Raw genomic sequence first — 14,261 nt, forward strand, 5'->3', positions numbered from 1 at the left:
GGAAGCGTCAGAGCTCTTGGCTCATCAGCTTGTTGGCCTCAGGCATCGGCATCGCTGCGGCGAAGGAGGTGAAGCAGCCGGCGCTCAGGATCTCGGCGGCGGAGCGTTGGGCGGCGGCCAGGGCGAGTCGGGCGAAGGCCGAGCCGACGCTGATCCGGCGGGCGCCCAGTTCGGTGAGTTGATCGATCGTCAGCGCGGCGATCGGGCCGGCGGCGATCACGTTGACCGGCTTGCTGACGGCGGCGCAGACGGTGCGGACCGCCTCGGCGTCGGGCAGCCCGGGGGCGAACAGCACGTCGGCGCCGGCGGCCTCGAAGGCCCGCAGGCGGCGCACGGTGTCGTCCAGGTCGGGGCGGCCGTGCAGGAAGTTCTCGGCGCGGGCGGTGACGGTGAACGGGAAGTCGAGTTCGGCGGCTGCCGCCACGGCGGCCCGGACCCGGTCCACGGCCAGGTCGAAGGGGTAGACGGGGTCGGCCGGGTCGCCGGTGGCGTCCTCGATCGAGCCGCCGACCAGGCCGGTCGCGGCGGCCAGTCGGATCGTCTCGGCCACGGCGGCCTCGCTCGTGCCGAAGCCGTTCTCCAGGTCGGCGGAGACCGGAAGATCGGTGGCGGCGACGATCGCGCGGGCGTTGGCCAGCGCCTCCTCGCGGCTGACCAGGTTCGCGGCGTCGGCCCGGCCGAGCGCGAAGGCCAGCCCGGCGCTGGTGGTGGCCAGCGCGGCGAAGCCCAGGGAGCCGAGCAGGCGTGCGGTGCCCGCGTCCCAGGCGTTGGCGATGACGAAGGCGCCGGGGCCGGTGTGCAGCTCGCGGAAGGCGTGTGCGCGGCGGCGCTGCTCGTCAGGGGTGATCGGCAGGGGCATGGCGGAGACTCCTCTGGTGATGGCGGGTGGTGATGGCGGCTGGTGATGGCGGGTCGGGTGATGCGGGGTCAGCGCCGGCGGGAGAGGGCGACGCCGCCCAGGCAGAGGCAGCCACCGAGCAGGCTCAGCACGGCCGGCACCTCGCCGAGGATCGCCCAGGACATCAGCACCACCAACGCCGGGACGGCGTAGGTGGTGGCGCCCATCCGGCCCGCGGTGGTGCGGGCGAGCGCGTAGGCCCAGGTGCTGAAGGCGAGCGCGGTGGGGAATAGGCCGAGGTAGACCAGGTCGAGCGTGGCCGACAGCGGCGCGTGGCCGAGCTGGGTGGCCAACTGCCCGGAGAACGGAAGGCAGAGCACCATGCCGATCAGGCAGCCGAAGGCGGTGGCCTGCAGCGGCGTCGCGTGCCGCAGCGCGGGCTTCTGGGTCACCACGCCGGCCGCGTAGAGCAGGGCGGCGCCCAGGCAGAGCAGCACGCCCAGCAGCGGCGAGCCCTTGCCGCCCGACTGCGCGAGGCCCACCACCACCGCGCCCGCGAACGAGACGGCCATGCCGGCCATCAGCCGCCGTGGGAACCCCTCACGCAGCAGCCAACCGCCGAACAGCGCGACCAGCATCGGGCCGACGTTGACCACCATGGCCGCCGTGCCGGCGTCGACCTTCTGCTCGCCCCAGTTGATCGTGATCATGTAGAGGCCGAACCAGAGCACTCCGGAGAGCGCGATGCCCGGCCAGGCGGCTCGCGGCGGCAGACCCTCGCGCCGTAGCGCCCAGCTGGTCAGGAGAGCGACCGAGCCGACCGCCAGCCGGCCCAGCGCGAGCGCACCCGGGCCGTAGTGCGGGGCGGCCGAGCGGATCGCCACGAAGGCCGAGGCCCAGAGCAGTACGGAGACGGTGGCCGCGGCCACCGCCTTGGGGTTGGTGAGTCCGGGGTCGATCCGGGTGTGGGTGGCGGCGGGAGCGACGGGGGCGGCGGCTGCGGAGGGGGCACTCTGGTCCATGCGGGCCAAGCTAGCCCGGTGCTGACGGGGCGGCCAGGCAATAAGGCGCGCGGCCGCCCGGGGTGCCGGCCGCTCGGGCCGTCGGAGCATCAGGGACGCTACGGCAGTTGGAGGTAGGCGGCGCGGCCGGTGCGGCGGGCTTCGGCGACCGCCTCGACCAGAGCCAGCCGGGCCGGCCGCAGCTCCTGGCGCCAGGCGGCGAGCGGGCGGACCGCGAACTCGGTGTGCTCGGCGGGGTCGAGCCGCAGCCCGGCCAGCTGCGCCGCGTCGAGCGGGCCGCCGTCGAAGACCACGCCGATCTTGAACGGCCAGCCCCCCGAGGGGCCGACGAAGAGCAGCGCGAGCAGCGGCGGGACCGGGTGCTCGGGCAGCGTCAACCCGGTCTCCTCCAGCACCTCCCGGCGGGCGGCCTGCCACGGATCGTCACCGAACTCCAGGTTGCCGCCCGCGAACTGCCAGACCTCCGGGTCGTAGACCGACTTCAGCAGCAGCGGGTTGCCGTCGGCATCGGTGAAGTGCACGGCGGCGAACAGGACCCCGTGCGGGAGGGTACGCAGATGGTCGGCGAGCGGCAGGTCGGGCACCGCGTTCCTCCAAGCGGTTGTGCGGGTCGGGTCAGTCGGTCTCGACCACGCCGTCGAGGTAGACCCAGGCGCCCTCGTGGCGGACGAAGCGGCTCTTCTCCCGCATGGCGCCGGCGTGACCCTGCTCCTGGTAGTGGGCGACGAACTCCACCTCGCCCGCCTGGTGGAACGGGCCGCCCTCGGTGCTGCCCAGGATCTCCAGCCGCTGCCAGCGCAGTCCCGGATCGAAGTCGACGGCCGGCGGCCGGGTCCGCGGGTGCCAGCTGCGCAGCAGGTACGCGGCGTCCTCGACCACGAAGGCGCTGAACCGTGAGCGCATCAGCTGTTCGGCGGTGCCGGCCTGGGCCAGGCCGCGGTGCAGCCGACCGCAGCAGTCGGCGTAGCTCGCGGGCAGGCCGCACGGGCAACTGGTCGGCGCGGCGGTCGGGCGGGGGCGGGTGGGGCGTCGTGACATGGGTCCATTCTGACGGACCCCGGGGTTGCCCCGGGCCCGGCCGCCGGGTGGCGCCGGGCCGACGGGCCGTCAGGGCAGCTGGAGCTGCTGACCGGGGTAGATCAGGTTGGGGTTGGTGCCGACCGTGCCGAGGTTGTCCTGGTAGAGCTGCTGCCAGTTGTCGAGGTGGTGGCTCTGGGCGATGTCCCAGAGGTTGTCACCGCTCTGGACGGTGTAGCCCTGGCCGGCGGGGGTCGGGGCCGGCGTGCCGGGTGCGGCGGGGGTGGTCGGCGCGCTCGGCACGGGGGCGGTTGCGACCGGGGGAGTGGTGCTCTGGCCCACCGTCGGCGCCGCGCCGATGGTGGGGGTGGTGGTGGGAGCGGGGGCCGCCGGGGTGGTGGGCGCCTGCGGGGCGGGGCTCGCCGTGGGGGCGGTGGGGGCGGTGCTCGGCGCGGCCGGGGTGCTCGGGGCCTGGCTCGGCGCTGCCGTCGTCGGCGTGCTGCCGGGCGCGGTCGGCGTGCCGGTCACCGGCGCGGGCGTCGTGCCGGTGGGCGTGGTGGGGGTGGGTGCCGTGCCGGTGGGTGTCGTGCCGGTGGGCGAGGACGGCGGTACGGGCGACGCAGGGGGTGCGGGCGTGGTCGTGGTCGTCCCGGTCGGGTTGGTGGGTGCCGACGTCGTGGGCGCCGTGGGCGTCGCCGCCGGGGCCGTCAGCCCGGCCACCGTCGCGCAGTTCCCCCAGACGCCCGGCCCCTGGTCGGCCAGCAGCCGCTCGGCCACCGCGATCTGCTGCGCCTCGGTCGCGTGCGAGGCCACCGCGCCGTACTGGTCGCCGCCGTAGGCGACCCAGCTCTGCTGGGTGAAGTGCAGCCCGCCGTAGTACCCGTCGCCGGTGTCGGCGCTCCAGTTGCCGCCGGTCTCGCACTGGGCCACCGCGTCCCAGGTGGCGGCCGGGGCGGCGTGCGCGCCGGTCGCGGTGAGCAGCGGCAGGGCCAGACCCGCGCCGGCCACGGTCGCGGCGGTCACCGCGCGGTCGGTCTGGGTCGGGCGGCGGTGGCGGCCCGGACCGAAGAAGACGCCGGATATGCCCATGGAAGATCCCTCTCCGCACGCCTGCGAGGTGAGCTGTCGGGTTCGGACCGGGAGGTGGCCCGGCCGTTCGCGCGGACGGGTCCGGCGGACGGCTTCACCCCGAGCCGTACGGGGACGGCATTGAATCCTGGGTCCCCCGCCCCTGCCCAGAGGTGTGGTCGTGGTCCCGGGAGCGCGTTGGGCAGGACTCGGCGTACCGCGTCCGGGCACCCGCGCGGTGGCGGGCTGCTGGGGAGACTAGACGGATCATCACCTCGATAACAACCCCGCATCGCACACATCACACGCGAATCACGGCAGCCAGGCGATGGTCCGTACCGGGAACGTGCCCCCGAATGCCCGCGACTGTCGCCGGAGCCCGCGCCCCTGGGCGGCTAGGTTGGGAGCCGGAACAGCCGATCAGTTGGTAAGGAGAGGCCGATGGCCGACGAAGTCAAGATCCGCGAACTGTTCGCCGCCCAGCGCACGGGCGTCCTGGTGACGCTGAAGCGGGACGGGAGGCCGCAGCTCTCCAACGTCCTCTACGCCTACGACCCGGCCCGGGAGCTGATCCGGGTCTCGATCACCGCCGACCGGGTGAAGGCGAAGAACCTGGCCCGCGACCCGCGCGCGAGCCTGTACGCGACCAGCCCGGACTACTGGACCTGGGCGGTGGCCGAGGGCACGGCCGAGTTGACACCGGTGGCCGCCGCGCAGGACGACGCCGCCGTCGAGGAGTTGGTCGACCTCTACCGCACGCTGCAAGGCGAGCACCCGGATTGGGACGACTACCGCGCCGCGATGGTGCGCGATCGCCGGCTGGTGGTCAAGCTGCACGTCGAGCACCTGTACGGCCAGACCCCCTAGGGGCTGTCGTCAAACCCCCTTCGTCGCCCGCAGGGCGGCTTGGCGGCGTCAGGTGCGTGCTCTCGGCGTGCCGGGCGCAGGCCCTCGTACTGGACGTACTTGGGCCTGTGCCCGGTGCGGCGAGAGTGCGTGCATGGCGTCGCCGAGCAGAAGGGGGTTTGACGACAGCCCCTAGTCTCGGCCGCAACCCCGGACGGCCGGGCGGCGCAAGGGAGTTCGGCGCCGCCCGGTCCGGCGGGTTTGCCCGATCGGCGGACACCGCGCCGCGCACCGCCGCACCATAGGGGCACGCGCCCCGATCGGGATCGGCGGGCGCACCGGGAGCGAGGTGGGGCTGTGCACGAGTTGGAGCCGGCCATCGAGGCGGCCGAGGGCGATCCGCACTGGTGGTGGGAGGTGGATGCCGCGCTGATGGGCAAGGCGGCCGCCTTGGACGTGGCCATGTACTGGGCCCGTGGGCTGACCAACTGGGCGGCCAGATACGACCCCAGGGTGGCCGACGCCGACCTGGAGGCGGTGCGGACCCTGCTCGGCCTGGCCGTCTACCGTGCGGCGCAAGGCGAGGGGGTCACCGACCCGGGCCGGATCCCCACCCTGCTGCCACTGCTGACGCTGCCGCGCGCCCTGGCCAGGACCACCGCCGAGGTCAGGCCGCTCGGGTACGGGGACCGGGGCCGACTGCGGCTGGCCGACCGGGCCCGGCTGCGGGCCGCTCTGGACGACCCGGATCCGGCTGTCTTCGAGCGGCTGCGCAAGGCGACGGTCCTGGTGCTGGTAGCCAACACCGATCACGCGCGCACCGAGTTGTGCCGCCGCTCCAATGACGCGACCGTCTGGAAGGACCGCCCGCTGATCACCATCAGCTCCCGTGAGCCGCAACTGCCGGACCACGGGCAACTGCCCTGGGACTGGTACAGCACCGGCTGACCGCCCGCCCCCGACGGCGTCCGCCGGGTGGCGCTCCCGTACGCTCTGGGCTCCGCGGGCCGAACGTGCCTGGTCCGCGGGGTGCAGCGGCACTGAGCGGCACCGAGGAGCACAGGGGGAAGTCGGAACATGAGCGTCGATGACGTGTGGCGGGCGCCGGACCCGGACGCCGGCCGGCCTGACGCCGGGCAGCAGACCGGCAGCGCGCCGTCGAGCGACCGGCCGAGTGACCAGATGAGTGACCGGCCGAGTGAGCAGGCGAACGGCCAGGCGAACGGCCACGTGAACGACCAGGCGAGTGACCAGCCGGGTGCCTCGGGGCCGTACCCGCCACCGCCGCCCTATCAGGGCCCGTACCAGGGTGGCTGGCAGGGTGGCCCCTACCAGGGCGGTGGCCCCTACCAGGGCGGCTGGCCGCCTCCCGGAGCCGGCTGGGGTTTTCGGCCCGCGCCGCCCAAGCCCGGCGTGATAGCGCTGGCCCCGCTCAGCGTCGGCGAGGTGCTCAGCGGCGTCTTCACCACCCTGCGCCGGTACGCCAAGCCGCTGCTGCTGCCACTGCTCGGCGTGCTGGCGGGCGCCGTCGCCCTGTTCACCGTGTACGGCCTGGTCGGCTACCTGCTGACCGCGGACACCTTCCAGGAGCTGCGGGACCAGCCCGGCGCCGATCCCACGCACGGGCAGGCGGTCACCTTCGGCGTGCTGGTCGTCCTCGGCGTGCTGCTCCTGCTGCTCTGCTTCGTGGCGTTGTCGCTGGTGGCGAGCGTGTCCAGTGCGGCGGTGCTGCGGCATGCCGTGCTCGGCCGCCCGGTGACGGCCGGTCAGCTCTGGTCGCAGACCGGTCCCTTCCTCTGGCGGGTGCTCGGTGCCCAGGCGCTGCTCTGGCTGACCGGGCTCGGCGCGGTGCTGGTCGCGCTGCTGCCGGGCACCGTCCTCGGGCTGCTGACCGGCAGCGCCGCCGTGTTCGGCGTGCTGGCGGCGATCATGCTGCTGGTGGTCCTGGGGCTCGGCGGCTACGCCGGGGTGCGGCTGACCCTGCTGGTCCCGGTGCTGGTGCTGGAGGACCGGCGCCCGCTGGCCGCGATCCGCCGTGCCTGGAAGCTCAACGAGGGGGCCTGGTGGCGCAGTCTGGGCATCCCCTATGTGATCCGCATGATCGGATCCTTCGCCGGTCAGCTGGTCGTCGGACCGCTCTGGGTGATCGGCGCACTGGGACTGGGGTTCACCATGAACCAGCAGGTGGACCAGTACGGGAACACCGTGCAGGGCGACCCCTCGGTCTTCGGCGTGCTGTTCTGCGTCGCCTTCACGCTGTTGGGCCTGGGCCTGGCGATGGTGCTCACCGCGTCGCTCTCGCCGCTGGCCGACGGGCTGCTCTACGTCGACCGGCGGATCCGTCGCGAGGGCCTGGCCCGGACGCTCGCGGAGCAGGCGGGGATTCCCGTCCCGCCCGCCGGCCCGGGGGTCTGAGCCCGTCCTCGGGCCCGATCCCGCGTCGGCGGCCTGGACCGGGCAGGGGAAAGTGCCCCGGTCCAGGCCGGCGAACACGGTGTCGGACAGCCGCCGGCAACCGGGGGCGGGAGCTGGTGGCTGGGCGATATCCGTAGCCCCGGTGGCGGGCGTGGCGATCCATCCGGGGACCGTTCGTGTCGCGCTCTGCAGGCTGGGATGAGCCTGGCACGGGGCCCCTGGCAAAGCAACAGGCATGGGCCTGATTCCGCATTGCGTTCATTTCAGCTGGCCCCAGGGCGTATCATCCGGCGCTGACCGCCGCCGACCGGTGGCTGCCGGTCGTCGGCGGTCAACGCCGGTGTGCACATCCGCCCGCGCGCTCAGCGGCCGAGACGCGCCGCCCGCTCGGAGTCGGCCCGGTCCGGGTGCTGCCGCGGGTCCTCGACCTGCCCGCTCTTGGCGCTCGGGCCGCGCAGTGCCGAGGCGAGCGCGCCGATCAGGGCCAGCAGCGCGGCGGCGCTGAAGACGGTGACCAGGCCGTGGTGGAACGGTCCGGAGACCAGCTCGGGGAAGAACCGGTCGCCGGTCAGCGTCTGCGCGTTGGCGGCGGGCAGGGTGGGCAGCACGCCGCTGGGGCCGAGCAGGTGGCTGATCGGGTTGTTGCCGAGGAAGGTGGCGAAGAGCGTGCTCACCGGGGGCAGTCCGGCCACCTGGTGCGCTGTCGCGGCCGGCACCTGCTGGGCGGTCAGGCCGGTCTGCAGGGCGTGCGGCAGCGAGCCGGCCAGGCCGACGATCATCAGCGAGAAGAACAGCCCGATCGACAGCGCGGTGCCGGAGTTCTGGAAGGTGGAGCGCATCCCGGAGGCCACCCCGCGCTGCTCCGGCGGCACGCTGCCCATGATCGCCGAGGTGTTCGGCGCCGAGAACATGCCCTGACCCAACCCGCTGACCAGCAGCAGCGCCGCGAAGGCGGGGTAGGGGAAGTCGACCGGCAGCAGCATCAGGCCGATGAAGGAGGCGGCCACCAGGGTCAGCCCGCTGGTGGCGAAGAGCCGCGCGCCGAACCGGTCGGAGAGGTAGCCGGAGATCGGGCCGCCGAGCAGGAAGCCGACGGTCAGCGGCAGCATGAAGATGCCCGCCCAGAGCGGGGTGCGCTCGAAGGAGTAGCCGTGCAGCGGCAGCCAGATGCCCTGCAGCCAGATGATCAGCATGAACTGCATGCCGCCGCGCGCGATCGCGATCAGCAGCGCCGCCAGGTTCCCGGCGGCGAACGCGCGGATCTTGAACAGGCGCAGCTGGAACATCGGTTCGGCGATCCGGGTCTCCGCGACGCAGAAGGTGGTGAGCAGTGCCACGCCGGTGGCCAGGCCCGCCAGCACCCAGGGGTTGGTCCAGCCGGTGGCGTGGCCGCCGTAGGGCTGGATGCCGTAGGTGATCGCGGCGAGCAGGCAGGCCGCGCCCCCGGTGAAGGTCAGGTTGCCGACCCAGTCGATCCGGCCCGGTCGGCGGGTGCCGGTCTCGCGCAGGCTGCGGTAGGACCAGAAGGTGCCCAGCACGCCGACCGGCACGCTGACCCAGAAGACCGCGCGCCAGTCGATGGTGGCCAGCAGGCCGCCGACCAGCAGGCCGAGGAACATGCCCATCAGCGCGGTGATCTGGTTGATGCCCAGCGCCATGCCGCGCTGCCGGGCCGGGAAGGCGTCGGTGAGGATCGCCGCCGAGTTCGCCGTCAGCATCGAGCCGCCGACGGCCTGCACGACCCGGAAGCCGATCAGCCAGAGCGCGCCGCTGCCGCCCTTGAGCGGATCGAGCGAGAGGGCGAGGGAGGCGGCGGCGAAGATCGCGAAGCCCAGGTTGTACATCCGGACCCGGCCGAACATGTCGCCGAGCCGGCCGAGCGCGACCACCAGCACCGCGGTGACCAGGGTGTAGCCGAGGATCATCCAGAGCAGGTAGCCGATGTTGGCCGGGGCCAGCGGGTCCAGGCCGATGCCGCGGAAGATCGCGGGCAGCGAGATGATCACGATCGAGCCGTCGATGGTCGCGATCAGCACGCCCATCGTGGTGTTGGAGAGCGCGACCCACTTGTAGCGGTCGTTGCGCTCCGGCGTCCGGGGTATCGCGGTGGCCGTCATCACAGCCGCTCCGAGAGGCGCTCGAGCAGCGGCAGCGCGGCGCCCAGTTGCTGCCGTTCGGCGGGCGTGAACTCGGTGCCCAGCGCGCCGGCCAGCAGCCGTACGGATTCCGAGCGCCGCTCGGTGAGCACCTGGCGGCCCGCCTCGGTGATCGTCAGGATCGCGCGGCGGCCGTCGCTGGCGTCCGGTCGGCGGCTCACCAGGCCGAGCTCCTCGAGCCCGGCCAGCGTGGTCGCCATCGCCTGCGGGCGCACCCGCTCCAGCTCGGCGAGTGCGCCGGGCGAGTTCGCGCCCTCCCGGTCCAGCCGGACCAGTACGGACACCTCGGAGTGGGCCAGGTCGCCAGAGGCGTGGGCCTGGCGCGCCCGGCGGGCGATCCGGCCCACGATCAGCCGCAGGGCGACGGCCAGCTCTTCCGGATCGTCTCCGGGCGGTGGCCCGGCCGGGAGTGGTGATGTGGTCTGCATAAGTAATAACAATAGCTTAATCAATCCGATGTAACTACCCCCACCGCCCCGACTGCGCCCCATCCGATCGGGCCGCAGTCGGCCGCAGTCGGCCGATTAGGCCGGACGGCTGGCGGCACCGCCGTGTCGCGGGCCCGCAGCCACCGACCGGCACCGCACCTGCGGCAGCGTCGGGAGCGATACCCACCCTCATCCGAGAGGCCGCAGCCATGGCAACGCCCGCGCCGGCGCCCCAGCGTTCGTCCCCCCGGCACGCCCTGCGCCGCGAGGTCGGCATGATCGGCCTGCTCTGGGCCTCGGTCGGCGCGATCATCGGCTCCGGCTGGCTGTTCGGGGCCGAGAAGGCCGTCCGGGCGGCCGGGCCCGCCGCGCTGATCTCCTGGGTCGTCGGTACGGTCGCCATCGTGCTGCTCGCCCTGGTCCACGCCGAGCTGGGCGGCCTCTTCCCGGTGGCGGGCGGCACCGCGCGCTTCCCGCACTACGCCTTCGGCGGCTTCACCGGCATGTCCTTCGGCTGGTTCACCTGGCTGCAGGCCGCCACCATCGCGCCGATCGAGGTGCAGGCGATGATCGGCTACGCCCGGCACTGGAGCTGGGCGGACGGCCTGCAGCACCCGAAGGACTCGACGCTGACCGCCTCGGGCTTCGCGGTGGCGGCCCTGCTGCTCGCCATCTTCGTCGCGATCAACTTCCTCGGCGTCAAATGGCTGGCCCGCACCAACAGCGCGGCCACCTGGTGGAAGGTCGCCATCCCGGTGCTGACCATCCTGATCTTCGCCGCCACCGAGTTCCACGGCCACAACTTCAGCTCGCACGGCTTCGCGCCGTTCGGCGCCCGCGGCGTGCTGTCGGCGATCAGCACCAGCGGGGTGATCTTCGCACTGCTCGGCTTCGAGCAGGCGATCCAGTGGGCCGGGGAGAGCACCCACCCGCGCCGGGACATCCCGCGCGCGGTGCTCGGCTCGGTGCTGATCGGCAGCGTGGTCTACCTGATGCTCCAGGTGGTCTTCATCGGCGCCGTGCCGAACTCCGCGATCACCGGTGGCTGGGGCGCGCTCACCTACCAGGGGATCAGCGGCCCGTTCGCGGGGCTCGCCACCCTGATCGGCCTGGGCGGGTTCGCCACCATCCTCTACATCGACGCGATCATCTCCCCGGCCGGCACCGGTCTGGTCTACATCACCTCCAGCTCCCGGATCACCTACGGCCTCAGCCGCAACGGCTACGCGCCGGAGACGCTGCAGGCCACCGACCGGCGGGCGGTGCCGTGGATCGGCCTGCTGATCGCCTTCGTGGCCGGCGTGCTCTGCTTCCTGCCGTTCCCCAGCTGGCAGAAGCTGGTCAGCTTCATCACCTCGGCGGTGGTGCTGATGTACGCGGGCGCGCCGCTGGCCTTCGGCGTGTTCCGCAAGCGCTTCCCCGACCTGGAGCGGCCCTACCGGCTGCCGGCCGGGGAGGTCATCTCGCCGCTCGCCTTCATCGTCGCGGGCCTGGTCATCTACTGGGCCGGCTGGGACACCCTGTGGCGGCTCGGCGCCTCCATCCTGATCGGCTACCTGCTGCTCGGCTCGTACGCGGCCTACGCCCGGGTCAAGGGGCTGCCGCGAGCGCCCCGGATGGACTTCCGGGCCGGGCAGTGGCTGCCGGTCTACCTGGTGGGACTGGGGCTCACCTCCTGGCAGGGCCAGTTCGGGGCCGGGGCCCAGAAGAACCTGCCGCTCTGGTGGGACATGGCGGTGATCGCCGGCTTCTCGCTGGTCATCTACTACTGGGCGATGGCCGTGGCGCTGCCGGCCGAGGACATCGAGCGCAACATCGCCGATGTCGAGCTGCTGGACGCGGGCGGTCACTGAACGTCGTCAGGGAGCGAAAGTCGGTGGCCCTGCGGAGTGCCGGGACGCCGACGGCGGCCTCGCGGTGGAGGATGAGGGGAGGGCATGACCGGGCGAGGTGGACGGTATGGACGACTCCCGCTTCCCTTTCCTCGACGGTGTGGCAGGGGTGCTGGTCGACGGCGGTGGCAGGATCCTGGACTGCACGGCGGCGGCCGAGGCGCTGCTCGCCCTTCCCATCGGCGTGTTGCGCGGTCGTCCGGTCCGCGAGCTGCTCGCCGGTCCGCTGGAGCCCGAGGACCCGCTGGAGCCGGCCGGAGCGGCGCGGGCGGCCGAACCGCAGGAGGAGCGCGAGGTCGGCGCGGCCTGGGCCGGGCGGGTGAGCGTGCGCGCGGGGGACGGCCGGCTGCTCGACCTGGAGGTCCGGCTGCTGGCCCTGCGCAGTGCCGCCGGCGGGGAGCGCGCCGCCGCTCGGTACGTGGTGCTCGGCGCCCCCTCGGCCACCGCCGACCGCTGGCGCCAGGACCAGGCCTTCACCCGTGAGCTCTTCCTGCAGGACCGGTTCGGCCTGGTGGTCTTCGACCGGGACCTGCGGATCGTGCGCACCAACACCCACCTGCTGCCTTACTCCGGCATGCCGATCACCCTCAGCGGACGCCGGCTCGCCGACTTCCTGCAGCCCTCGGACGCCGCCGCCGTGGAGCAGCACCTGCGGGAGGTGATGGAGACCGGCAAGCCGCTGGTGCTCGCCGAGGAGCTGGCCAGGACGGTGATAGACCCGCGCGGCGGACGGATGATGGCGATCTCCGCCTTCCGCCTGCAGGGCGCCGACGGCGAGGTGATCGGGCTCACCGCGCTGTTCAACGACATCACCGAGCAGTACCGGACCCGGCGCCGGCTGGCCCTGCTGCACCAGGTCACCGCCGCCAGCGGCCGCTCGCTCTCGGTCACCGACAGCGCCAACCAGCTCGCCGAGGCGCTGATCGGCAGCTTCGCCGACGTGGTCGTCGTGGAGGTCGCCGCCGCCGTGTTCAGTGGTGCGGAGCCCACCCCCGACCCGAACGGGCGGCTGCTGCTGCGCCGCACCGCCGTGGCGGGTCCGCCCGAGTCGGCGCCGCCGGTCGGGAACACCGTGCTGGTGGGTCCCGACGGCGAGACGGTGCTGGTCGGTCCGGACGGCCGGGAGGAGATCGGGGGGCTCGGCGACCTCGCCGAGCCCTGGCAGATCACCGCGCCGCTGACCGCTCGCGGTGTGCTGCTCGGCCGGATCAGCGCGCGCCGCGACCGCTGGAAGGACGCCTACGAGGAGGAGGACCGCGCGCTGCTGCGCGAGGTCGCCGCCCGGGCCGGGCTCAGCCTGGACAACGCCCGCCGCTACACCCGCGAGCACCGGGCCGCGATCGGCCTGCAGCGCAGCCTGCTGCCGCCGGCCGTGCGCTCGGTCGCCGCCGTCAGCACCGCCAGCGTCTACCTGCCCACCGACACCATCGGCGGGGTGGGCGGTGACTGGTTCGACGTCATCCCGCTCTCCTCGGCCCGGGTGGCGCTGGTGGTCGGCGATGTCACCGGGCACGGTCTGCACGCCTCCGCCACCATGGGCCGGCTGCGCACCGCCGTGCGCACCCTGGCCGACCTGGACCTGGAGCCCGACGAGCTGCTGGTCCACCTCGACGACCTGGTGGCCCAGCTGCTGGTGGAGGCGGCGCTGGCGGCCGACGACGAGGAGGACGAGGAGGCCGACGGCCTGCACCCGTCCCGGTACGGCGTGGTGGCCGAGCCGGTGACCGAGGAGGGCGGGGCCCGGCGGTCGGGGCCCGAGGCCGCCTCCTTCGGCGGCACCTGCCTGTACGCCGTCTACGACCCGGTGGCGCGCACCTGCACCGTGGCCAGCGCCGGGCATCCGCCGCCCGCCGTCGCGCACCCGGACGGCAGCACCGAGTTCCTGCCGGTGGTGCCGGGTCCGCCGCTGGGCGTCGGCGGGCTGCCGTTCGAGTCGGTCAGGGTGCTGCTGGAGCCGGGCAGCGTGCTGGCGCTCTACACCGACGGCCTGATCGAGCGCGGCGAGGGCGACATCGACGCCGGGATGGCCGAGCTGACCCGGCGGCTGACCGTGGTGCTGGCCCAGGAACTGCCGCTGCCCGAGGCGGGGCAGCGGATCATCGCCGGTCTGCCGCCGACCCGGCTGCAGGACGACGTCACCCTGCTGCTGGCCCGCACCAAGGCCGTCGCGGCGGCGGACACCGCCGTCTGGTCGGTGGAGCCCGAACCGGCCGCGGTGGCCAAGGTCCGCGAGGACGCCACCACGACTCTGGAGGCTTGGGGCCTGGCCGAGTTGGCCTTCACCACCGAGCTGGTGCTCAGCGAGCTGGTGACCAACGCGATCCGCTACGCGGGCGGCCCGGTGGTGGTGCGGCTGATCCGCGCGGACACGCTGACCTGCGAGGTCTCCGACGGCAGCAGCACCCAGCCGCGAATGCGCCGGGCCCGGCTGACCGACGAGGGCGGGCGCGGGCTCTACCTGGTGGCGCAGCTGACGAACCGGTGGGGGAGCCGGTACACCGCTTCGGGGAAGACGATCTGGACCGAGCAGGAGCTGCCGGGCGGGTAGCCCGCGCGCTGGTGACGTGGTGCTGCCGTGC

The 14,261-nt window shown here is 73.6% G+C and carries 12 protein-coding genes and 1 riboswitch; of the genes, 5 read left to right on the forward strand and 7 right to left on the reverse strand.

The window, feature by feature from the left end:
* Positions 1 to 7 precede the first annotated feature (7 nt).
* From OG403_RS32955 to OG403_RS32975, 5 genes are all read right to left on the reverse strand, one after another.
* Positions 8 to 859 (reverse strand): isocitrate lyase/PEP mutase family protein, encoded by an 852-nt coding sequence (locus OG403_RS32955; RefSeq protein ID WP_329570912.1) that lies wholly within the window; start codon positions 857 to 859, stop codon positions 8 to 10.
* A gap of 68 nt (positions 860 to 927) precedes the next feature.
* A complete protein-coding gene (locus tag OG403_RS32960) occupies positions 928 to 1,860 on the reverse strand; it encodes a DMT family transporter (RefSeq protein WP_442911023.1) in 933 nt (310 codons plus the stop codon).
* 98 nt (positions 1,861 to 1,958) lie between these two features.
* A complete protein-coding gene (locus OG403_RS32965; RefSeq protein WP_329570914.1) occupies positions 1,959 to 2,444 on the reverse strand; it encodes an NUDIX hydrolase in 486 nt (161 codons plus the stop codon).
* A 31-nt stretch (positions 2,445 to 2,475) separates the two neighbouring features.
* The gene (locus OG403_RS32970) at positions 2,476 to 2,898 is read right to left on the reverse strand and encodes a YchJ family protein (RefSeq protein ID WP_329570915.1); all 423 of its coding nucleotides are present in this window, start codon (positions 2,896 to 2,898) and stop codon (positions 2,476 to 2,478) included.
* 69 nt (positions 2,899 to 2,967) lie between these two features.
* Complete coding sequence (locus OG403_RS32975) at positions 2,968 to 3,966, reverse strand: transglycosylase family protein (protein WP_329570917.1); 999 nt, start codon at positions 3,964 to 3,966, stop codon at positions 2,968 to 2,970.
* A gap of 2 nt (positions 3,967 to 3,968) precedes the next feature.
* A riboswitch (cyclic di-AMP (ydaO/yuaA leader) is annotated at positions 3,969 to 4,131 on the reverse strand.
* Positions 4,132 to 4,386: 255 nt separating this feature from the next.
* Between OG403_RS32975 and OG403_RS32980 the strand changes: the two genes are divergently transcribed.
* From OG403_RS32980 to OG403_RS32990, 3 genes are all read left to right on the forward strand, one after another.
* Entirely contained in the window at positions 4,387 to 4,812 is a 426-nt protein-coding gene (locus OG403_RS32980) for a PPOX class F420-dependent oxidoreductase (RefSeq protein ID WP_329570919.1), read from the forward strand.
* A gap of 336 nt (positions 4,813 to 5,148) precedes the next feature.
* Entirely contained in the window at positions 5,149 to 5,739 is a 591-nt protein-coding gene (locus tag OG403_RS32985; protein WP_329570921.1) for a hypothetical protein, read from the forward strand.
* 129 nt (positions 5,740 to 5,868) lie between these two features.
* The gene (locus OG403_RS32990; protein ID WP_329570922.1) at positions 5,869 to 7,206 is read left to right on the forward strand and encodes a hypothetical protein; all 1,338 of its coding nucleotides are present in this window, start codon (positions 5,869 to 5,871) and stop codon (positions 7,204 to 7,206) included.
* Between the two features lie 362 nt (positions 7,207 to 7,568).
* On the opposite strand, the gene OG403_RS32995 is transcribed toward OG403_RS32990, so the two are convergent.
* Positions 7,569 to 9,323, reverse strand: a complete 1,755-nt coding sequence (locus tag OG403_RS32995; RefSeq protein ID WP_329570924.1) for an MFS transporter — start codon at positions 9,321 to 9,323, stop codon at positions 7,569 to 7,571.
* A complete protein-coding gene (locus OG403_RS33000; protein ID WP_329570926.1) occupies positions 9,323 to 9,790 on the reverse strand; it encodes a MarR family winged helix-turn-helix transcriptional regulator in 468 nt (155 codons plus the stop codon). The genes OG403_RS32995 and OG403_RS33000 overlap by 1 nt, the downstream gene beginning before the upstream one ends.
* Before the next feature lie 209 nt (positions 9,791 to 9,999).
* Here OG403_RS33000 and OG403_RS33005 point away from each other — a divergent pair, with 209 nt between their 5' ends.
* Together OG403_RS33005 and OG403_RS33010 are read left to right on the forward strand one after the other, a co-directional pair.
* Entirely contained in the window at positions 10,000 to 11,643 is a 1,644-nt protein-coding gene (locus OG403_RS33005) for an APC family permease (protein ID WP_329570928.1), read from the forward strand.
* A gap of 106 nt (positions 11,644 to 11,749) precedes the next feature.
* Positions 11,750 to 14,230, forward strand: coding sequence for a SpoIIE family protein phosphatase (locus tag OG403_RS33010; RefSeq protein ID WP_329570930.1), 2,481 nt, complete (start codon positions 11,750 to 11,752; stop codon positions 14,228 to 14,230).
* Positions 14,231 to 14,261: the final 31 nt, after the last annotated feature.

It is taken from the genome of Kitasatospora sp. NBC_01266 (assembly GCF_036242395.1).
GTDB lineage: Bacteria > Actinomycetota > Actinomycetes > Streptomycetales > Streptomycetaceae > Kitasatospora.